Source organism: Amycolatopsis sp. NPDC034160 (assembly GCF_055575355.1).
This window is the reverse complement of sequence record NZ_JBVISU010000029.1, coordinates 19,930-39,711: the sequence shown is the minus strand read 5'-3', so window position 1 is coordinate 39,711 and position 19,782 is coordinate 19,930. Positions and strand designations below refer to the sequence as shown.

19 protein-coding genes are annotated in these 19,782 nt (G+C 67.5%); 11 read left to right on the top strand and 8 right to left on the bottom strand.

Going from position 1 to position 19,782, the window contains the following annotated elements:
- Positions 1 to 47 precede the first annotated feature (47 nt).
- On the bottom strand, positions 48 to 731 hold the full coding sequence (gene cei / locus ACZ54P_RS36310) for an envelope integrity protein Cei (RefSeq protein ID WP_465466140.1): 684 nt from the start codon (positions 729 to 731) through the stop codon (positions 48 to 50).
- Between the two features lie 454 nt (positions 732 to 1,185).
- Between cei and ACZ54P_RS36305 the strand changes: the two genes are divergently transcribed.
- Entirely contained in the window at positions 1,186 to 1,494 is a 309-nt protein-coding gene (locus ACZ54P_RS36305; RefSeq protein WP_005164528.1) for a DUF4193 domain-containing protein, read from the top strand.
- 99 nt (positions 1,495 to 1,593) lie between these two features.
- Here ACZ54P_RS36305 and ACZ54P_RS36300 read toward each other — a convergent pair whose 3' ends face one another.
- A complete protein-coding gene (locus tag ACZ54P_RS36300; RefSeq protein ID WP_465466139.1) occupies positions 1,594 to 2,088 on the bottom strand; it encodes a DUF3093 domain-containing protein in 495 nt (164 codons plus the stop codon).
- Positions 2,089 to 2,112: 24 nt separating this feature from the next.
- On the opposite strand from ACZ54P_RS36300, the gene dut reads away from it, so the two are divergent.
- Both dut and ACZ54P_RS36290 read left to right on the top strand, forming a co-directional pair.
- The gene (dut, locus tag ACZ54P_RS36295) at positions 2,113 to 2,595 is read left to right on the top strand and encodes a dUTP diphosphatase (protein ID WP_026467910.1); all 483 of its coding nucleotides are present in this window, start codon (positions 2,113 to 2,115) and stop codon (positions 2,593 to 2,595) included.
- Positions 2,595 to 3,260 (top strand): DUF3710 domain-containing protein, encoded by a 666-nt coding sequence (locus ACZ54P_RS36290; protein ID WP_465466138.1) that lies wholly within the window; start codon positions 2,595 to 2,597, stop codon positions 3,258 to 3,260. Before dut ends, ACZ54P_RS36290 begins: the two co-directional genes overlap by 1 nt.
- Here ACZ54P_RS36290 and ACZ54P_RS36285 read toward each other — a convergent pair.
- On the bottom strand, positions 3,257 to 3,967 hold the full coding sequence (locus ACZ54P_RS36285) for an alpha/beta fold hydrolase (RefSeq protein WP_465466137.1): 711 nt from the start codon (positions 3,965 to 3,967) through the stop codon (positions 3,257 to 3,259). The two genes, ACZ54P_RS36290 and ACZ54P_RS36285, sit on opposite strands and share 4 nt — an antisense overlap.
- Positions 3,968 to 4,069: 102 nt before the next feature.
- On the opposite strand from ACZ54P_RS36285, the gene ACZ54P_RS36280 reads away from it, so the two are divergent.
- Positions 4,070 to 4,450, top strand: a complete 381-nt coding sequence (locus tag ACZ54P_RS36280) for an OB-fold nucleic acid binding domain-containing protein (RefSeq protein WP_465466136.1) — start codon at positions 4,070 to 4,072, stop codon at positions 4,448 to 4,450.
- Between the two features lie 9 nt (positions 4,451 to 4,459).
- Complete coding sequence (locus ACZ54P_RS36275; RefSeq protein ID WP_465466135.1) at positions 4,460 to 5,188, top strand: DUF3159 domain-containing protein; 729 nt, start codon at positions 4,460 to 4,462, stop codon at positions 5,186 to 5,188.
- 101 nt (positions 5,189 to 5,289) lie between these two features.
- On the opposite strand, the gene ACZ54P_RS36270 is transcribed toward ACZ54P_RS36275, so the two are convergent.
- Together ACZ54P_RS36270 and ACZ54P_RS36265 are read right to left on the bottom strand one after the other, a co-directional pair.
- Positions 5,290 to 5,946, bottom strand: a complete 657-nt coding sequence (locus tag ACZ54P_RS36270) for a potassium channel family protein (protein WP_007033567.1) — start codon at positions 5,944 to 5,946, stop codon at positions 5,290 to 5,292.
- Positions 5,946 to 6,611, bottom strand: a complete 666-nt coding sequence (locus ACZ54P_RS36265) for a potassium channel family protein (protein WP_465466134.1) — start codon at positions 6,609 to 6,611, stop codon at positions 5,946 to 5,948. The genes ACZ54P_RS36270 and ACZ54P_RS36265 overlap by 1 nt, the downstream gene beginning before the upstream one ends.
- A 97-nt stretch (positions 6,612 to 6,708) precedes the next feature.
- On the opposite strand from ACZ54P_RS36265, the gene ACZ54P_RS36260 reads away from it, so the two are divergent.
- From ACZ54P_RS36260 to ACZ54P_RS36245, 4 genes are all read left to right on the top strand, one after another.
- Complete coding sequence (locus tag ACZ54P_RS36260; RefSeq protein ID WP_465466133.1) at positions 6,709 to 8,748, top strand: APC family permease; 2,040 nt, start codon at positions 6,709 to 6,711, stop codon at positions 8,746 to 8,748.
- The gene (locus tag ACZ54P_RS36255) at positions 8,745 to 9,950 is read left to right on the top strand and encodes a class I SAM-dependent RNA methyltransferase (RefSeq protein WP_465466132.1); all 1,206 of its coding nucleotides are present in this window, start codon (positions 8,745 to 8,747) and stop codon (positions 9,948 to 9,950) included. Before ACZ54P_RS36260 ends, ACZ54P_RS36255 begins: the two co-directional genes overlap by 4 nt.
- 337 nt (positions 9,951 to 10,287) lie before the next feature.
- Entirely contained in the window at positions 10,288 to 10,548 is a 261-nt protein-coding gene (locus ACZ54P_RS36250) for a hypothetical protein (RefSeq protein ID WP_465466131.1), read from the top strand.
- Positions 10,549 to 10,690: 142 nt separating this feature from the next.
- Entirely contained in the window at positions 10,691 to 11,923 is a 1,233-nt protein-coding gene (locus ACZ54P_RS36245) for an HNH endonuclease signature motif containing protein (protein WP_465466197.1), read from the top strand.
- Positions 11,924 to 12,675: 752 nt separating this feature from the next.
- Here ACZ54P_RS36245 and ACZ54P_RS36240 read toward each other — a convergent pair.
- From ACZ54P_RS36240 to ACZ54P_RS36230, 3 genes are read right to left on the bottom strand one after another with little or no spacing between them, the layout of a single operon-like run.
- Complete coding sequence (locus ACZ54P_RS36240) at positions 12,676 to 14,229, bottom strand: GMC family oxidoreductase (protein ID WP_465466130.1); 1,554 nt, start codon at positions 14,227 to 14,229, stop codon at positions 12,676 to 12,678.
- On the bottom strand, positions 14,226 to 15,737 hold the full coding sequence (locus ACZ54P_RS36235) for an APC family permease (RefSeq protein ID WP_465466129.1): 1,512 nt from the start codon (positions 15,735 to 15,737) through the stop codon (positions 14,226 to 14,228). Before ACZ54P_RS36235 ends, ACZ54P_RS36240 begins: the two co-directional genes overlap by 4 nt.
- A 16-nt stretch (positions 15,738 to 15,753) precedes the next feature.
- Positions 15,754 to 17,238, bottom strand: coding sequence for an aldehyde dehydrogenase family protein (locus ACZ54P_RS36230; RefSeq protein ID WP_465466128.1), 1,485 nt, complete (start codon positions 17,236 to 17,238; stop codon positions 15,754 to 15,756).
- A gap of 217 nt (positions 17,239 to 17,455) precedes the next feature.
- On the opposite strand from ACZ54P_RS36230, the gene dxs reads away from it, so the two are divergent.
- Both dxs and ACZ54P_RS36220 read left to right on the top strand, forming a co-directional pair.
- A complete protein-coding gene (dxs, locus tag ACZ54P_RS36225) occupies positions 17,456 to 19,360 on the top strand; it encodes a 1-deoxy-D-xylulose-5-phosphate synthase (RefSeq protein WP_465466127.1) in 1,905 nt (634 codons plus the stop codon).
- A gap of 118 nt (positions 19,361 to 19,478) precedes the next feature.
- A complete protein-coding gene (locus ACZ54P_RS36220; protein ID WP_465466126.1) occupies positions 19,479 to 19,709 on the top strand; it encodes a hypothetical protein in 231 nt (76 codons plus the stop codon).
- The last annotated feature ends 73 nt before the right edge of the window (positions 19,710 to 19,782 follow it).

Genomic DNA, 19,782 nt, shown 5'->3' with positions numbered 1-19,782 from the left:
ACGGGACCCGGCACACGCTAGGAGGGGACCCGGGTGAGGGACTCGAATCAGCAGGGGGCTTCGCGAGCGGCTTTCAGCAGTGCCTGGTCGATCACCGGGGCACCGCCGCCCGCCGACTGCTCGCCGCCGCCGCTGCCCTGCTGCGCCTGCGACCACTGGGTGAGCTGGTCGAGGATCTGGCGCGCCTCCGCCTTCGGGCGGATGTCACCCAGCAGGGTGCCGGTGGTGAACGTGACCGAAGCGTCCTTGCGGTTGTCCTTGACCAGTTCGGCGCACGGGACCACCAGGCTCAGCGTGCGGGCCGCGGCCGCGCCGTTCTCGCCGAAGCGGATCTGGCCGCGGCACTTGGCTTCGGCGTCCTTGTACGCCGGGTCGGTGCTCGGCTCGAGCGCCTGACTGAAGCCCATTTCCTTGAGCGTGCTGGTGACGATGCCGCCCTGGCCGCGGATCTGGGAGCCGTTGAGCACCTGGAGGGCGACCTTGTCCGGCGGGACCGGAGCGCGGTCGTCCAGCCCGTTGTGCGCCAGCGGCTTGTAGGTGACACCCGGTTGCGGGGCGGGCGGCGGATCGCAGCGGATCTTGGCCTCGATGTCGGCGTTGCTCGCCACGACGTTCACCCAGACGATCACCGCGCCGAGCGCCAGCACCCCGATCACGATGAGCGCGGGCAGTGGATTGCGCTTGCGATACGGCTTCGCTCCGCGGTCCCCGATGCCGTTCCCCGACGCCACCTGCCAGTCCCTTCCCCAAAGCCCGGATCCCCGGACGGTGCGTCATCTCACCGTCGTGTCCGACCAGCCTATGCGTTGAGGCGCAGGCGAGCGGCGCGGGCCTCCGGATAGCACCACGCGGTGGCCACTCCGGGCAAGCGACCAGGCCCGAGGGTGAGGTTCCCGATGCGGGGGCAACCCATTCGGACGCCAGGCGTCTCGGAGGGCGAGTTCCCCCTGTTGGGTGACGTATTCGCGGCAATGTCTGACTCGTTGCAGAGCCGGTATCGGCGTGAGCTACCCTTCGCGGGCTCAGGCGGCAGTAAGAGGCGCAAAAGAGAGACCTCGCTCACTGCCGAGCCGGGCACAAACAGGGGCGCTGGGACGTTAACCAGCGGCACGAAGGATCCACGAGCCGCGCGCTCGCGGGTCCGGGCCATCTGACATCGAAGCTGATCGCAGGGGTGAGGGACAAATGGCGACCGACTACGACGCTCCGCGCCGCAGCGAAGCCGACGAGCTGGCCGAAGACTCGTTGGAAGAGCTCAAGGCACGGCGCAACGAAAATCAGTCCGGCGTCGTGGACGTCGACGAGGACGCGACCGCCGAAAACTTCGAGCTGCCGGGCGCGGACCTCTCCGGACTTTCCGGGGAGGACCTGACCGTCAAGGTCGTGCCCAAGCAGGCCGACGAGTTCACCTGCTCCGTCTGCTTCCTGGTGCATCACCGCAGCAGGCTGGCGGAGGAGAGTGGCGGACGGCTCATCTGCCGCGACTGCGCCTGAGCCTACGGGCACAGGGGACGGCGCGACAGGGGTTTCGGGGTTCTCAACAGGAATAAGGGGGCCGGCCGCGAGGTCGGCCCCCTTTCCGTTGGCCCCTGGTCAGGATTTGCTGACGGGGTGGCGGAGCAGTTCGGCCACCTTCTCCGGATGCCGGGTGCTGAACAGCCAGTACGGCGTCGGGTCTTCGGGGTCGGTGAGCCAGACCCGCACGACCGGGCCGATCCAGCCCCGGTGCAGCACGAAGGCGGCGGGATCGGCGTCGCGGCCGAGCGCCTTCCGCTTCTCTTCCTTGTCGATGACCTCGACGTCACCCGCGAACTTCAGCGGCAGGTGGGCGTCGCGGAGCCACAGTTCCGGCTCGTCCCCGCCGGTGACCTTCACCCGGGACCGGCCGAGTGAGATCATCAGCGCGATCACCGCGGGGATCAGCACCACGTATGGCAACCAGCCGCGGAGCCCGGGGTAACCCATGTCGATCTCCGCCGCCAGCAGCCCGCCACCCAGCAGCGGCAACGGCCAGCCCCACCACGGGACGTAGAGCCGCTCGGAATGCTTGACGACGCCGCCTTCGGCCGTGTTCACGCTTTCACCCACGCGTTCAGGGTAGTCTCGCCGCCCGTGTCCACCGTTCAGGTACTGCTTTCCCGGATCGATCCATCGGTCCCTCTCCCCGCCTACGCGCGCCCCGGCGACGCGGGCGCCGACCTCGTCACCACCTCGGATCTCGTGCTCGCGCCCGGCGAACGCGGCGTGGTCGGGACAGGGGTCGCGATCGCCCTGCCACCCGGGTACGCGGGCTTCGTCCACCCGCGCTCGGGCCTGGCGGCCAGAGTCGGCCTCTCGGTGGTGAACACCCCCGGCACGATCGACTCCGGGTACCGCGGTGAGATCCGCGTCTGCCTGATCAACCATGATCTCTCCGAGAAGGTCGTGCTCACCCGCGGCGACCGGATCGCGCAGCTGGTCGTGCAACGGGTCGAACAGGCCGAGTTCGTAGAGGTCGCCGAGCTCGAGTCGTCCGAGCGCGGCGAGGGAGGGTATGGCTCCACGGGCGGACACGCCACACTGGGAGCCGGAGCCAGGGAAGGAACGGAGAACTAGTGGGGATTTTCGGTCGCAAGCGCGCGGCGAAGCCCGGCGGACGGCACGCCGCGCCCGAGGTCGGGGACCGTCCCGGCGACGTCGACGACGGCGATGCCGAGGAGATCGAGCCGCAGCTGTCGGAGACCGACGACGGTCCTTTCGACATCGCGGACGCGCCCGAGGACGGCATCCCGAGGATCGATCTCGGTTCGGTGAAGGTCCCGGTGCCCGACGGTTCCCAGGTCCAGGTCGAAATGGATCCGGACAGCGGCGGTGTCCGCGCGGTGCACGTCGTCACCGAACAGGGCCAGATCACCGTCAGCGGCTACGCGGCGCCCCGGTCGGGCGGCCTGTGGAAGGACGTCAGCACCGAGCTCACCGAGCAGCTGCGCGCCGACGGCGCCAAGGTCTCGGTCGGCATGGGGGAGTGGGGGCTGGAGCTGTCCGCGATCGTCGGTGACGTGGCCTTGCGCTTCGTCGGGGTCGACGGGCCGCGCTGGATGCTCCGCGGCGTCATCGCCGGCCCGCAGTCACAGGCGTCGCAGGCGCCCGCGGTACTGCGCGAGATCGTGCGGCACACCATCGTCGACCGCGGTGACGCGCCGATGCCGGTCCGCACTCCGCTGACCATCACATTGCCCGACGCGGTCGCGCAGCACATCGCCGAGCAGCAGCAGGGTTAGCGGCAGGCCTTCAGCCAGGCCAGCACGGTCGCCCGGCCGAGGGATTCCCGGTCCGCGCCGAGGGCGGTGAGCGTCGACTCGCCGACCTCGGCGCGCGGCAGGGCGTCCGCCCACTCCCGCGCCACCGCCACCGGATGGATGGGATCGTCCACACACGCGCCGATCCCGGCGGGCACGTCGAGGCCCTTCAAGCCGGCGAGTTCCGGGGCGGCCCGGGACGCCGCCGTCCGCAGGCTCGCCGCGAGTCCGTCGCCGTGACGGCGCCACGCCCGGCCGAGTTCCGCCGAAAGCCACTCCGGGACGCCGTCGGCCGATTTCGCCAGCGCGCCGTCGACCCCGTTTTCGGCCACCAGATCCGCTGAGAGCCGCGCGGCGAGCGACGCGGGTGCTTGCCCGGCCGGGCCGTTCCAGGCCGGGAGAGCGGCCAGCAGGCCGGTGCAGCGGCCGGAATCGCGGGTGGCCCACTCCGCGGCGAGATGCGCGCCGAACGAGATGCCGCCGACCAGCAGCGGCCCGTGCGCGTCGGCCAGCCGGTCCAGCTCCTCGAGATAGCCGTCCGCGAGCCGGTCTCCCGATGGTGGCGGCGGGGCGAGCAACCGGATGCCGAGTGCCCTCAGCGGGCCGGAGAACACGGCGCGGACGAACACTTCGTCGGACCCGGTACCGGGGAGCACTACTGCCGTCGTAGGCGGAATAGCGGAGGTCACGTTGCGATCCTCTCCCAAACCGGTTTCCCTGGCTGAACACAGTTACGCTGGATTACGCACGGGCCGTTCGAGTCGGGGGCCCCGGAGCACAGGAGCACCGTTATGTCCGCCAAAGACGGCGGCTACTTCAGCCGGTTGGTTCGCAAGCTGACCAGCGACGTCGAGGATCTCGACGCCGACGATCTGTCCGAAAAATCCGAGGCGGGCGGGGCGAAGCGCGCCTGCGACTGCCGTTCGGGCGAAGAGGTGACGGTGCTCGGCAGGCTCCGCAGCGTGGAGCTCTGCCCGACCAACGAGGCCGCGACACTGCAGGCCGAGCTGTTCGACGGCACACAGGGTGTGACGCTAATCTGGCTCGGACGCCGCCGGATCGCCGGAATCGAACCCGGGCGAACCATCAAGGTGCGCGGCCGGATGGCCGAACGTGACGGTCAAAAGGTGCTGTACAACCCCTATTACGAACTTCAGAGCCCTGTGAGTTGATCCCGTATCGTGACTGAACCCGCCGGCGGCGAACAGAAGACCGACGACAAGAAGCCCCAGCCCACCCTGCTGGAACAGATGGGCGGGCTGTCGGGGCTGTTCTACTCCTCACTGCCGGTCATCGTGTTCGTGATCGCGAACGCGATCTTCGGCCTGACCGTCGGCATCTGGGCGGCCGTCGGCAGCGCGGTGGCCATCACGGTGCTCCGGATCGTGCGAAAGGAACCGCTGCAGCCCGCCATCTCCGGCTTCTTCGGCGTGGCGATCGCGGCGTTCATCGCCTACCGCACCGGTTCGGCCAAGGGCTTCTTCCTGTTCGGGATCTGGACGAGCCTGGTCTACTTCGGCGTCTTCGTGCTGTCGATCGTCGTCCGCTGGCCGCTCGCCGGCGTGGTGTGGAACGCGCTCAACGGCAACGGCCACGCCTGGCGCAAGGACAAGAAGTCGCTGATCTCCTATTCGATCGCGACCGCCGCCATGGCGCTGATCTTCGGTGCCCGGTTCGTCGTGCAGCGCTGGCTCTACGACGAGGACTACACCGGCTGGCTGGCCTTCGCGAAGATCGCGATGGGATACCCGCTCTACGCGCTCGGCCTGCTCACCGTCGTCTGGGCGGTGCGGCGGTCGGAGAAGCACCTCAAGGCACTGAGCGAGGAGACGCCTCCCGAGGAGACCGACGCCGAGATCGAGGCGCGGCTGCGGGAGAAGTACGCCCAGGCGCCCGGCGTGGAGAACTGACCTTTCCCGTCAAGCCCCGCGTGCTATGAAAGGTCCCTTCCTTGCAAATTTCGCAAGGAAGGGACCTTTCATAGCACTTGAGGGGACCATGACAGGCCCGTTCAGTACCCCAGCGCGGTCCGGATCTCCGGTTCCACGTCCGAGGTCGCCACGAACAGCAGCTCGTCACCCGGCTCCAGTGGGTCCTCCGGCTGCGGCACGATCACCCGGTCCCCGCGCAGGATGGTCACCAGCGCCGCGTCCCGCGGCAGGTTGATCTCGCTGACCGCCTTGCCCGCCAGGGGAGTCTCCTCCGGGAGGGTGAGTTCGACCAGGTTCGCCTGGCTCTGCCGGAACGTCATCAGCCGCACCAGATCGCCGACGCTCACCGCCTCCTCGACCATCGCCGCGAGCATTCGCGGTGTCGACACGGCGACGTCGACGCCCCAGGCGTCGTTGAACAGCCATTCGTTGGCCGGGTTGTTCACCCGCGCCACCACCCGGCGCACCGCGAACTCGGTCTTCGCCAGCAGCGAGACCACCAGGTTCGCCTTGTCGTCGCCGGTCGCGGCGATCACGACGTCGCACTGTTCGATGCCGGATTCCTCGAGGATCGACACCTCGCACGCGTCGCCCAGCACCCAGTCCGCCTGCTCGACGGTGTGCGGCTCGAACTGGTCGGCTTCGCGCTCGATGAGCATCACCTGGTGCCGTCCGTCGATCAGCTCCGCAGCGATCGACCGGCCCACCGCGCCCGCCCCGGCAATCGCGACCCGCATCAGTTCTCCTCTTCCGGTTCGCGAGCGGCGACGCTGGTCACGTCGCTGACGGTGCCCGACTTCGCGGCGACGTACACGACGTCGTCGGCCTGGATCACGGCCTTGGCATCGGGCAGCACGCCGGTGCCGAACCGCATGATGAACGCGACCCGCGCGCCGGTCGTGTCCTGCAGTTCGCGCACGCTGCGCCCGACCCAGCCCTCGTGCAGCGGCAGCTGCAGGAGCGCCACACTGCCGGAGGGGTCTCGCCACGCCGAGGCGACGCCGTCGGGCAGCAGGCTGCGAAGGAACCGGTCGGTCGTCCACGGGACGGTCGCCACGGTCGGGATGCCCAGTCGCTCGTAGACCGCCGCGCGCTTGTGGTCGTAGATCCTGGCGACGACCTTGTCGATGCCGAAGTTCTCCCTGGCCACCCGCGCCGAGATGATGTTGGAGTTGTCGCCGCTGGACACCGCCGCGAAGGCGCCCGCGCGTTCGATCCCGGCCTCGATCAGCACCTGCCGGTCGAATCCGACGCCGACCACCTGCTGACCGTGGAAATCACTGCCGAGCCGCCGGAACGCCTGCTGGGTCTTGTCGATGATGGCGACTTCGTGCCCCAACCGCTCAAGCGCCGCGGCCAGGGATGCGCCGACCCGGCCGCATCCCATGATCACCACGTGCACGCCCTGCCTCCTTAATTTTCGGACGTTCACCCGTCCGCAGGTACCCAGACACACCAGCGCCGAACCTACCGTGAGCACCGCCCGTTAGTCTTTCGTGGTGTCGAAGTTCCCGACCGTGGTGAAGCGGCTCGTCCTCGGACGTCCATTCCGGAGTGACCGCCTCTCGCATACGCTCCTGCCGAAGCGCATCGCGCTGCCGATTTTCGCGTCCGACGCGTTGTCGAGCGTCGCCTACGCGCCTGAGGAAATCTTTCTGACCCTCAGTGTCGCCGGACTGTCCGCGTACGCGTTCGCGCCCTGGATCGGGGTCGCCGTCGCGGTCGTCATGCTGGTCGTGGTCGCCTCCTATCGGCAGAACGTGCACGCCTATCCCAGCGGCGGCGGTGACTACGAAGTCGCCAATACCAACCTCGGCGGCAAATTCGGGCTCACCGTGGCCAGCGCGCTGCTGGTGGACTACGTGCTCACGGTGGCGGTGTCGACGTCGTCCGGGGTGGCGAACATCGGCTCGGCCGTCCCGTGGGTCGCGCAGCACAAGGTGATCGTCGCGGTCGTCATCGTGGTGGTGCTCACCGCGTTGAATCTTCGCGGAGTGCGCGAATCGGGCAAAACCTTCGCCATTCCGGTCTACGGGTTCATCATCGGTATTCTCGGCATGGTGATCTGGGGGCTGATCGAAACGGCCTCCGGCGCCGACATGCGGGCCGAGAGTTCCTCTTTCGAATTGCACGAAGAAGCCTCTTTGACCGGTTTCGCGTTCTTCTTCCTCCTGCTGCGGACGTTCTCCTCCGGCGCGGCGGCGCTGACCGGGGTCGAGGCGATCAGCAACGGGGTCCCGGCGTTCCAGAAGCCGAAATCCAAGAACGCGGCGACCACCCTGCTGATGATGGGCGTGCTCGCGGTGACGATGCTGGTCGGCATCATCACGCTGGCGATCGTCACCGACGTCAAATTCGCCGAGCATCCGGAAACCCAGCTCACCGGTACTCCGCCGGGTTACGAGCAGAAGACGATCGTCGCGCAGATCGCGCAGGCGGTGTTCTCCGACTTCACGCCGGCGTTCTACTACATCTCCTTCGCCACCGGCCTCATCCTGCTGCTGGCCGCGAACACCGCGTTCAACGGCTTCCCGGTGCTGGGCTCGATCCTCGCCCAGGACCGGTACCTGCCGCGCCAGCTGCACACCCGGGGCGACAGGCTGGCCTTCTCCAACGGCATCCTGTTCCTCGCGGCGTTCGCGCTGGTGCTGATCATCGCGTTCGACGCCGAGGTCACGAAGCTCATCCAGCTCTACATCGTGGGCGTGTTCGTCTCGTTCACGATCAGCCAGGCGGGCATGCTCCGGCACTGGAACCGGTTGCTGGCCAGGGAGACCGACCCCACGGCGCGGCGGCGGATGCGCCGATCGCAGACGGTCAACGCGATCGGCCTCACCATGACCGGCACCGTGCTGGTCATCGTGCTGATCACGAAATTCCTGCTCGGCGCCTGGATCGCGATCGCGGCGATGGTGGCGATCTACATCCTGATGACCGCGATCCGGAGGCACTACGACCGGGTCGCCGAGGAACTGAGGGAGATGGACCGCAAGCCGGTCGTCCTGCCTTCCCGTAATCACGCCATCGTGCTGATCTCGAAACTGCACCTGCCGACCTTGCGCGCGCTTTCCTACGCCAAGGCCGTGCGCCCCGACGTCCTCGAAGCCGTCACGGTGAACGTCGACGACCTCGAAACGCGCAAACTCGTCCAAGAATGGGACGACCACAATTTCAAAGTGCCGCTGAAGGTGATCGAGTCGCCGTATCGGGAGATCACGAAACCGGTGCTGGATTACGTGAAGCGCGTCCGCGGTGACAATCCGCGCAACGTGGTGACCGTGTTCATTCCCGAATACGTGGTCGGGCACTGGTGGGAGCAGGTCCTGCACAACCAGAGCGCGCTGCGGCTCAAGGGACGGCTCCTGTTCCAGCCCGGTGTCATGGTGACCAGTGTGCCTTGGCAGCTCGCCTCGTCGGAAAAGGCGATCAAACGCGCCCGGAAGGTGCGTCCCGCGGCGGGCGACGTGCGGCGCGGATTCTCCCCCGTGGTCAACAAGCAGACCGAAAAGACTGAAAAGACTAAGGACAAAGCAGAATGAGTGTTGACGCGTCGACCGGTACGTGGCTCGGGCGGACGATCGAGCTGGAGGTCGGCGCGGTCGCGCACGGCGGGCACTGCGTCGCGCGGGCGGAGGGGCGGGTCGTGTTCGTGCGGCACGCGCTGCCCGGCGAACGAGTACTGGCCTCGATCACCGACGACAAGGGCGGCTCGTTCTGCCGCGCCGACGCGATCGAAGTATTGGAGGCGTCGCCGGAACGCGTGGAGCCGCCGTGCCCGCTCGCGGCGCCGGGGGCGTGCGGCGGCTGCGACTGGCAGCACGCCGCGCCCGGCTATCAGCGTGAACTCAAGGCCACCGTGGTCGCGGAGCAGCTGAAGAGGCTGGCAGGGATCGAACGCGAGGTCGTCGTCGAAGCACTCGAGGGCGGCATGCTGGACTGGCGCAGCCGCGTCCGCCTCGTGGCGGGCAAGGACGGCCGCGCGGGCTTCCGGGCGAACCACAGCCACCGCGTGATCCCCATCGACGACTGCCCGATCACCGTCCCCGGCGCGCTCGACGACGTGGTCTCGCGGAAGTGGCGGCCCGGCTCGGAAATCGAGGTCACCAAGGACGGCGACGGCAAGGTTCACCTTCGCGACCTGTCGACGGTCCACGGCAAGGCCCGGTCCCGGCAGCTGACGGGCGGACTCGCCGTCCAGCACGCCGCCGGTCGCGACTGGCGGCTGGACGCCCACGGCTTCTGGCAGGTCCACCCGGCCGCCGCGGACACCCTCGCCGCCGTCGTCGCGGAATGGGCCGACGCGCCGCGCGACGGCGTGGCCTGGGACCTCTACGCCGGCGTCGGCCTCTTCGCCTCGGTGCTGGCCGAGCAGGTAGGCCCCGGTGGACGCGTGCTGGCCGTGGAATCCGGCCGCCGCGCCGTCGCCGACGGTGAGGAGAACCTCGCCGACCTCCCGCAGATCCGCTGGCGTTCCGGCCGGGTCGAGCATCTCCTGGCGGACGCCCCGAAACCCGTCGACGTCGTCGTCCTCGACCCGCCGCGCAAGGGTGCGGGCAAAGCCGTCGTCGAGTCCATTGTGGAGGGTTCGCCGGACCGGATCGTCTACGTGGCCTGTGACCCGGCGGCGCTGGCCCGGGACATCGCGCTGTTCGCGGAGCACGGCTACGGCTTGAGCGATCTTCGTGCTTTCGACGCGTTCCCGATGACTCAGCACGTCGAATGCGTTGCGTTGTTGCAATAACGACGCATTTGTAGACCGTCGGAATGGTAGGGCTTCGTTTGCCTTGCCCGGGTGCCGGGCGCTCGCTAACTTGAATTTCGTGTTCACGGGGTAGCGGGTGCTTCGGACACTTTCCGAGGGGTGTTGAACCGAATCATGGACTATCTTACTTCGGTATGCGGTGATTGCGACGGAAAAGGCTGTGTCGGCTGCGATGGGCACGGCACGATCACCATCGTGGAGGACTGAAGAGTTGCTTCCTTCGATGTTGCCGCCTGGAGTGACGGCGCAGGAAATCACTTACCGGAATGGCCGGAAACAAGTCATTTACACGGCGCCGTATCCCTCCGAGGGGCCGGTGCTCGTCCGGGACCTGCTGGGCAGACAGGCGTGGATGTTCATGTACGCACACTTCGTCTTCGCCTGGGCTGAGGGCGCCGTTCAGGTGCAGGTCAGTCACGGCACCCTCAACGGGCCGAAGATGTTGCTGTGGAAAGGGGTCAGTGTCTCCGCTTGCTGGTCGGGGCCCGCGTTGGCCGAGTTCGGGCGAGCGTGGGCGTTGGAGCAGATGACCGGCAGAAGTGGTACCCCGGCCGTCGTCAAGGATTCCCTTCCCTGAAGGCCAGGATTGCTTACCACTCAAGAGAAACGACTCGCGTTCCCCGTTGCCGAAAAACGGTAACGCCTCACAGTTTTCGCGTGATCGCAAATTGTCGGTGGCCGGTTGTACGGTTCTTGGCGTGGATACTCAGGTCGCCGTTGTGGCGTTTCTCGAAGAACTCACCGACCCTGGCCTGGTGGGGTTGGTCAATGCGTCTGTGGATTCGTTGGATGCCAAGGATTCGGTGGCGGTGGCACAGGCGGTGTCGGTGGGGATCGCGCGGTTGGAGGTGGTGCGGTTTCGGGCGTTGGCGCAGTTGAGTCGGCATCGTGGGGGTGCGGGGAGTGTGGTGCAGGAGGTCGCGGTCGAGTTGTCTCTTGTGGACAATCACGCGGGTGCGATGGTCTCCGCGGCGGAGGCGTTGGCGACGCGTCTGCCGCGCACCCTGGGTTTGATGGATCAGGGGAAGGTGTGTGGTTTCGGTGCGTTGATGGTCGCCGCCGCGACGGCGTGGCTCTCGGATGAGAACGCGCGGGCCGCGGATGCTGTGTTGGAGGATCGGTTGCCGGACAAGAATGCCGATCAGATCCGGAAAGCGGCCAGCCATGCGGCGATCGCCGTCGACCGTGACGGTGCGGGCAAACGTACCGCGCATCATCGGGAAGGGCGTCGGCTCACTGTGCGGCAGGGTGAGACGGGTGTGGCGTGGATCGAAGTCGACGGCGGGCCCGTGGAGAAGGTGACCGCTGCTTACCGGCGGATCGATCGTGAGGCCCGTGCTTTGCGGAGGGGTGGGGAGACCCGGACGTTGGATCAGCTCCGTGCGGATGTCGCGCTTGATCTGCTGCTGGGTGGGCAGGGCGGGACGAGTGAACGTGCGGAGGTGTTCCTGTACATGGACCTGTTCACTTATCTCGGGCTCAACGATGATCCGGCGGAGTTGGCTGGGCATGGGCATGTTCCGGCGGGGTTGGCGCGGCAGATCGCGACGGGGTCGGACGCGGTGTTGCGGCGGATCATCAGTGATCCGTTGTCGGGGCAGGTGCTGGATTTGGGGCGGGGTCGGTATCGGCCTACGGCGGGGTTGGGTGAGTTTGTGCGGGTGCGGGATCGTGAGTGTCGAAGACCGGGGTGCGGGCGTCCCGCGCAGGCGTGCGATCTGGATCATGTGGTGCCGTGGCAGTACGGCGGCCACACCAACGCCGACGAGTTGGTCGATCTCTGCCGCCGCGATCACCGGCTCAAAGACGAACCCGGCTGGACCTACCGGCTCGCGGCTGACGGCACGTTGACGGTCACCACCCCGACCGGGAACAGCTACGACAGCGCACCGCCACCTCTCCACGAACCCCGCACACACACCCCGCCCGGCGAGGAACCACCACCGTTCTGAGGCTTATTGCCGGGAACCGGCGACGGCTAGGGCCGGGCTTCGACGACTGGAAAGGTGCCGGTTTCGCGGGCGGGCAGGTCTTTGTGCAGCGCGAGGGCAGAAGTCTCGTTGCCGGATAGTGGCGGCAGTCGTGGTGCGCGTGGATTCGTGCCGGTTCGTGGCTGACTGATGTACTTCGTTACCGGTCGGCGGCGACGGCTTCGGCAGGGTTTCTGTCGTGCAGCGTGGTTGGTGTGTCTTTGGCGGTTGGTGAGGTGCCGGGTTCGCGGGCAGGCGGGTCTCTTCTGCAACACAGGGAGGGAATTCCGTCGCCGGAAAACGGTGACAGCCCATCTGCTCTCCAGGTTCGAGCTGAAGTGAATAGTTCGAGGGCGCCTTTCCAGCAGCGCCAGTGCGACCGATATGGCTGTTGTGGCCGGAGACCCCAAGCCTCCGACTTACGGTTCCCCTCCTGTGATATCGGGACGAGAACTCCATAGCCGAAAAATGGCGACACCCCACCTGGTCTCCATCCTGGAGCTGATGTGAATGCTTTCAGGGCATGTCTGCGGCGCTAGTGCCAGTGCGGTCGGTGTGGCTCTGGCAGCCGGACGTGCCGGATGCCACCGAAACCCACGAGGTCGTTCCCCGCCGGCGCGGGGCGAATCCCAGTAGGATCCGCCCCACCTCGACGAGCCCGCAGCTCGGGCCAACGGCAATATGCCGCCTCGGCAAAGCTGAAACCGAAGTCAAAGCCAATAGAAGGCCGCGACTCAGGAGCGCGCGTCCTCCTTCACCATGTCCGCGCACTTTTCGCCGATCGCCATGGTCGTGATGCACGGATTCACCGCGACGAGGAACGGCATCGCCGAACCGTCGGCGACCCGCAGGCCCTCGACGCCGCGCACCCGCAGCCGGGCGTCCAGCACGGCCGACGGGTCGTCGTCGCCGCCCATTTTCGCGGTGCACGAAGGGTGATAGACCGTGTTGTGCGTCTTGCGCAGGTAGTCGGCGATCTCGTCGTCGGTCTTGACGTCCTTGCCCGGCGCCAGTTCCGTTCCGGCCCACTCGTCGAGTGCCGGTTGTTCGGCGATCTTGCGTGCCAGTTTGATGCCGTAGGTCATCACGCGCATGTCGTGCTCGTCGGTGAAGTACCGCGGGTCCACCTTTGGCTTGTCCCGGTAGTCGCGGCTGCGCAGCCGCACGGTGCCGGTCGACCGGGACCGGGTGACGTTCGGGGTCAGGCAGAAGCCGTTCTCCGTGGTGGGGTAGCCCTGCCGGAGCGTGTTCAGGTCGAACGGCACGGAGCCGTAGTGGAACATCAGGTCCGGCCGGTCGAGACCGTCCTCCGTGGTGGTGAAGATGCCGATCTCCCACCATTGTGTGGACTCGGTGGTCATCGGTTGCAGCGCGTCCCACTGGATGACGCCCTCGGGGTGATCCTGCAGGTTCTCGCCGACGCCGGGGGAGTCCACCAAGACGTCCACGCCGACTTCGCGCAAGTGCGAAGCAGGGCCGATTCCCGACAGCATCAGGAGTTTCGGGGTGTCGATGGCGCCGGAGGACAGGATGACCTCGCGTCGCGCCCGCAGAGGAACACCGTGGATCAGGTCGTCGGCCAGGTATTCCGCGCCGGTGCAGCGTTTGCCGTCGAACAGCAGGCGCCGGACCCGGGCGCCGGTGATGATCTCCAGGTTCGGCCGCTTTCCGATGATCGGGTGCAGATAGGACACCGAGGCCGACGACCGTGTGCCGTCTTCGCGCGCGTTGATCTGGAACCAGTTCGCGCCGTGCGTCACGGTCTTGCCGGAGTTGAATTCCACCCTGGGGATCCCGGCCTGCTCACACGCCTGGAGCAGCGCGACGCCGGTCGGATCGTTCGGCGGCACCGAGCGGATGGTCACCGGGCCCGAGCGGCCGTGGTGGTCACCGGGGCCGTCGTTGGTCTCAAGACGTTTGTACAGCGGGAAGATGTCCTTCGCGGACCAGCCGGGCAGGCCGAGCGAGGACCATTCGTCGAGGTCTTCCGCCGGTGCCCAGAACGCGATGCACGAGTTGTGCGACGAGCAACCGCCGAGCACTCGCGCGCGGGCGTGGCGCAGGAAGGAGTTGCCGGACTCCTGCGGCTCGACCAGGTAGTCCCAGTCGTAGCCCGATTCCAGCAGGGCCATCCACTTCGTCAGTTCCAGCACCGCCGGATCGTCCACATCGGACGGTCCCGCTTCCAGCAGCGCCACGGTGACGTCCGGATCCTCCGAGAGTCTCGCCGCGACCACCGAACCCGCCGTCCCGCCGCCGACGACGATGTAGTCGAACTCTCCGGTCACTGTGCTGCCTCCTCGGGATGTGCCGCCGCGGCGTGATCGGCGAGGACGCCGCTCTTGTGCCGCAGAACGAACCAGTAGTACGCGAAACCGACGATCGCCACCGCGCCGACGAACAGCACGGCCCCCCATTCGAGGTACCAGTGGTAGGGCTCGGTGGCGTTGTAGACCTCGCGTCGCGGCCACGCCAGGTTCACCACGATCGCGCTGCCCCACAGCACGCCGAGGATGTTGACCGGCAGGCCCAGTTTGCCGAGGGAGAAGTACTTGGTCCCCTCCGCCTTCGGCGGCGGCCATTGCCCGCGCAGCCGTTTGACCAGCATCGGGATGGTGACCAGCAGATACGCCAGGTAGATCATGATGATGCCGATGCTGGTGATCACCGTGAAGATCTGCGGCTGGCCGACGTTGACCACCAGGATCAGCACCGCGATGACGCCGGAGACGATCGCGGGGACCACGGGGGTCTTGGTCTTCGGCGAAACCCGCGCCAGATGCTTTCCGGCGGGCAGGTTGTTGTCGCGGCCCATCGCGAACATCATCCGGATCGCCGCCGACTGCACGGCCAGGTTGCACACCGTGATGGCGATGACGACCGCCAGCAGGAAGATCGAGCCGATCGTGCCGCCTAGGACGTCCTTCACGATGAACTGCAGGCCGCCCGTCGCGATCTCCGGGTTGTTGATGTCGCCGACGGCCATCAGCGCCAGCAGCAGGATCAGCCCGCCGATGACGAACGACGCGATCAGCGCGCGCAGGATCGCCTTGGGCGCGTTCTTGCGCGGGTCGTGGGACTCTTCGCCGAGCGAGCTGGCGGTGTCGAAGCCGTACATGACGTACGTCGACGCGAGCGAGGCGACCAGGAACGCGCCGAAGTAACCCCACGGCTGGTCCGCGCCGGTGTCGTTGGTCTGCATGACGACCTCGGGGCCCCGGGTGATGTTCACCGCGAGCGCGATGATCAGCAGGACCGCGGCGATCAGTTCGATGAACACCCCGGCGCTGTTGATCCGCGCCATCAGTTTGACGCCCCAGGCGTTCACCAGCGTGGTGAACAGGATCAGGACGGTGCCGAGGATGACCGCGTTCACCGCGCTGTCGCCGGAGAACGAGAAGAACGACGAGATCTGCGGGAGGGTGATCTGGTAGGCCAGCGCGACCGCGGCGATGCTGACGATCGAGGCGGTCAGCATCATCCAGCCGGCCAGCCAGGCCACGTGCGGGCTGCCGAGCCGTTTCGACCAGTTGTAGATCGACCCGGCGACGGGATAGTGCGCGGCCAGTTCGGCGAACGACAACGCCACCATCAGCTGGCCGACGAACACCATCGGCCACGACCACCAGTAGGCGGGCCCGCCGAAACTGAAGCCGAAGTAGAACAGCTGGAAGGTTCCGGTCAGGATCGAGATGTAGCTGATCCCGGCGGCGAAGGTGTGGAAATTGCCGAGCGTTCTTTCGAGTTCCTGTTTGTAGCCGAAACCGGCGAGGCCGTCATCGGAAGAAGCACTCATCGGCGCTTTCCCCTCTTTAGTCGGACGCGGGCTCCCCGGAGAACCAGCGCTGTGGAGCGGGTCGGAGGTTCTGGTAGATGTGCTTCGCCTCCGTGTACTCGGCCAAGCCCGTCGGGCCCAGTTCGCGCCCGAAGCCGGATTGCTTGTAGCCGCCCCATTCGGCCTGCGGCAGGTACGGGTGGAAGTCGTTGATCCAGATCGTGCCGTGCCGCAGCCGGTTCGCGACCCGCTGCGCGCGGGAGGCGTCCGAGGTGAACACCGCGCCCGCGAGGCCGTAGTGCGTGTCGTTGGCGATGCGGACGGCGTCGTCCTCGTCGGTGAAGGTCTCGACGGTGAGCACCGGGCCGAACGATTCGTCGACGACGGCGCTGCTGCCCTGCTTCACGTTGTCGAGGATGGTCGGCAGGTAGTAGTGGCCCTTCGCCAGCTCGCGATCGTCGGGGCGTTTGCCGCCGGTACGCAGGACGGCGCCCTCTGCCAGTGCCGCGGCGACGTAGCGTTCGATCTTGTCCAAATGGGCGGCCGAGATCAGCGGGCCGGTTTCAGCCTTCGGGTCGAAAGGTCCACCCAGTCGGATCAGTTCGGCGCGGCGGACGAGTTCGTCGACGAACTCGTCGTGCCACTCCTCTTGGACGATCAGCCGCGTGCCCGCCGAGCAGACCTGTCCGGAGTGCAGGAACACCGCGGTCAGCGCGTAGTCGACGGCGGTGTCGAAGTCGGAGTCGGCGAAGACGACGTTCGGGTTCTTGCCGCCCAGCTCCAGCGCGACCTTCTTGACGGTGGCGGCGGCCGACGCGGCGATGATCTTGCCGGTCGCGAGGCCGCCGGTGAACGAGACGAGATCGACATCCGGATGCTCCGAAAGAGGCGCCCCGGCCTGCGCGCCGGCGCCGAGCACCAGGTTCGCGACGCCGGCCGGGAGCCCGGCCTCGGTCAGCAGCTTCATCAGCAGGATCGAGGTGTGCGGCGTCAGCTCGCTCGGCTTGAGGACGAACGTGTTGCCGGCCGCGAGCGCGGGGGCGACCTTCCAGATGGTCTGCAGGAGGGGGTAGTTCCACGGCGTGATCAGCCCGCAGACGCCGACCGGCTCGTGCACGATCCGGCTGAACGCGTCCGGGTTGCCGGTGTCGACCACGCGGCCGGCGTCGTTGGCGGCGAGTTTGCCGAAATAGCGCAGGCAGGCGGCGATGTCCGCCATGTCGTACTCGCTCTCGACCAGCCGTTTGCCGGTGTCGAGCGACTCGGCGCGCGCGAAGGTCGCGACATCGCGGTCGAGCAGGTCGGCGGCCTTCAGCAGCAGGTCACCGCGTTCCGGCGCGGGAGTGTGTGGCCAGGGGCCGGTGTCGAAAGCCTTCCTCGCGGCGGCGATGGCCGCTTCGGTGTCCTCGCGGGTGCCCTCCGCGACCTCCGCGACCAGCGATCCGTCCGCCGGACAGCGGATCTCCCTGCGACCGCGGCCGACCGCGTCGACCCACTCGCCACCGATGAAAAAATCCGCCATCAAGCCACTCCAACCGGGCTTCTTCTTAACCGTCGAGGAGCGATTATGTCGGCCACCCGACGTGACCGCTACTTGGCAAAAGAGGCCATGTTCACACCATTGGGGGCAGTGTGGTGATTTTCTGACATGTGACCCGTGACGCGGCGGACGGAAGGTTCTCAGCCGGCCTCCGTAGACTGGCCTGAACGGCGGAAGAGGAATCAGGCGAGGTGGGAGAGTGACGTTGCTCGAGTCCGTGCACGGACCGGCCGACTTGAAGCGGATGGACCATGAACAGCTCGGCGAGCTGGCCGCGGAGATCCGGGACTTCCTCGTCGAGAAGGTGCGGCTCGCCGGTGGTCACCTCGGCCCGAACCTGGGTGTGGTCGAGCTGACGATGGCGCTGCACCGGGTCTTCGACTCACCGCGCGACGCCATCGTGTGGGACGTCGGCCACCAGGCGTATGTGCACAAGATCGTCACCGGCCGTCATGACGGCTTCGGCAAGCTGCGCCAGCTCGGGGGCCTCACCGGCTACCCGGCGCGCTGTGAGAGCGAACACGACCTCGTCGAGAACAGCCACGCCTCGACCGCTTTGTCCTATGTGGACGGCCTGGCGAAGGCGTTCGAACTCGGCGGTGGCGGCAGGCACGCGATCGCCGTCGTCGGCGACGGCGCGCTGACCGGCGGCATGTGCTGGGAGGCGCTCAACAACATCGCCGCGAACCCGCGCCGCCCGGTCGTCCTCGTCATCAACGACAACGGCCGCTCGTACTCGCCGACCATCGGCGGCGTCGCGGACCACCTGGCGGCGCTCCGGCTGAAGCCCGGCTACGAACGCGTTCTGGACCGTGGCAAGGAACTGCTGCGGCACACCCCCATCGTCGGCAAGCCGATCTACGCGGCGTTGCACGCGGCGAAGGCGGGGCTCAAGGACGCGCTGAGCCCGCAGATGATGTTCTCCGACCTCGGCCTGAAGTACCTCGGCCCGGTCGACGGCCACGATCTCGCGGCGCTGGAGAAGGCGTTCCAGAGTGCCCGCGACTTCGGCGGCGCGGTCATCGTGCACGTGGTCACCGAGAAGGGCCACGGCTACGAGCCCGCCGTGACCAACCAGGCCGACCAGATGCACCAGACCGACCCGATCGACCCGGAAACCGGCCTGCCGCCGGTCAAGGGCCCGAGCTGGACCGGCGTCTTCGCCGACGAACTGGTCAAGATCGGCGCCGACCGCGAGGACGTCGTCGCGATCACCGCGGCCATGCTGCGCTCGACCGGGCTGCACAAGTTCGCCGAGGCGTACCCGGACCGCTGGTACGACGTCGGCATCGCCGAGCAGCACGCGGTGACCTCGGCCGCCGGTCTCGCGATGGGCGGCAAGCACCCCGTCGTCGCCGTCTACTCGACCTTCTTGAACCGGGCCTTCGATCAGGTCCTGATGGACGTCGCGCTGCACCGCCAGCCGGTGACGCTGGTGCTGGACCGGGCCGGTATCACCGGACCGGACGGGCCGAGTCACCACGGCATGTGGGACCTCTCGCTGCTGGGCATGGTGCCGGGCATGCGCGTCGCCGCGCCACGGGACGCCGGCACGCTGCGTGAGGAGCTGCGTGAGGCCGTCGCCGTCGAGGACGGGCCGACGGCGCTGCGGTTCTCCAAGGGCGGCGTGATCGACTCCGTGCCCGCCGTCGAACGTGTCGGCACGGTGGACGTGCTGCGCAAGCCGTCCGGTGACGCCGACGTGCTGCTCGTCGCGGTGGGCGCGTTCGCGACGCTCGGGCTCGCCGCCGCGGACCGGCTGGCCGATCAGGGCATCGGCGTGACCGTGGTGGACCCGCGCTGGGTCGTCCCGGCGCCCGCGGAACTCGTGGCGCTGGCCGAGCAACACAAGCTCGTCGTGACCGTCGAGGACAGCGGCCGCCACGGCGGTTTCGGCTCCGCGCTGTCCGCGCTGTTCCGCGACGCCGAATGCGACGTGCCGCTGCGCGACCTCGCGGTGCCGCAGGTGTTCCACGAGCACGGCTCGCGCGAAGAGGTACTGGCCCGCGTCGGGCTCACCGCGCAGGACGTCGCGCGGCGGGTCACCGAGTGGTCGGCCAAGCTGGCCAGCCGGACTCCGGCGCCGGAGGACACACACCGCTGACAAGCGCTTCGACGGTCGTGAGTGGCGATTCGGGTTAGAACACGAATCGCCACTCACGACCAACCGGTCGCGCGCGTGTTGGTCGGTGATTCGGGTACCGCAAGGCTATGTTGCCGACATGGAAAAGGTGTCCACTTTCGTCGCCCTCGACCGAGCTACCATGTTTGGGGCGATGCGACAGGCGGCCAATACGACCATTGTGGCGACAAAGTCCCAGCATGATTTGATTTGCCAAGCTGCCGAGATGGGGATTTCGCAGCGGCAGATCGCTCATGCCAACCTCATGAATCAAGCTACGGTGAGCCGAATTCTTGCTCGACGAGCTCAGACGGGTGAGTCGGCGAGCTGACAAGAGCTATGAAAGGTCCTTTCCTTGCAAAAATCGCCAGGAAAGGACCTTTCATAGCAGGCGCTAGGCCCGC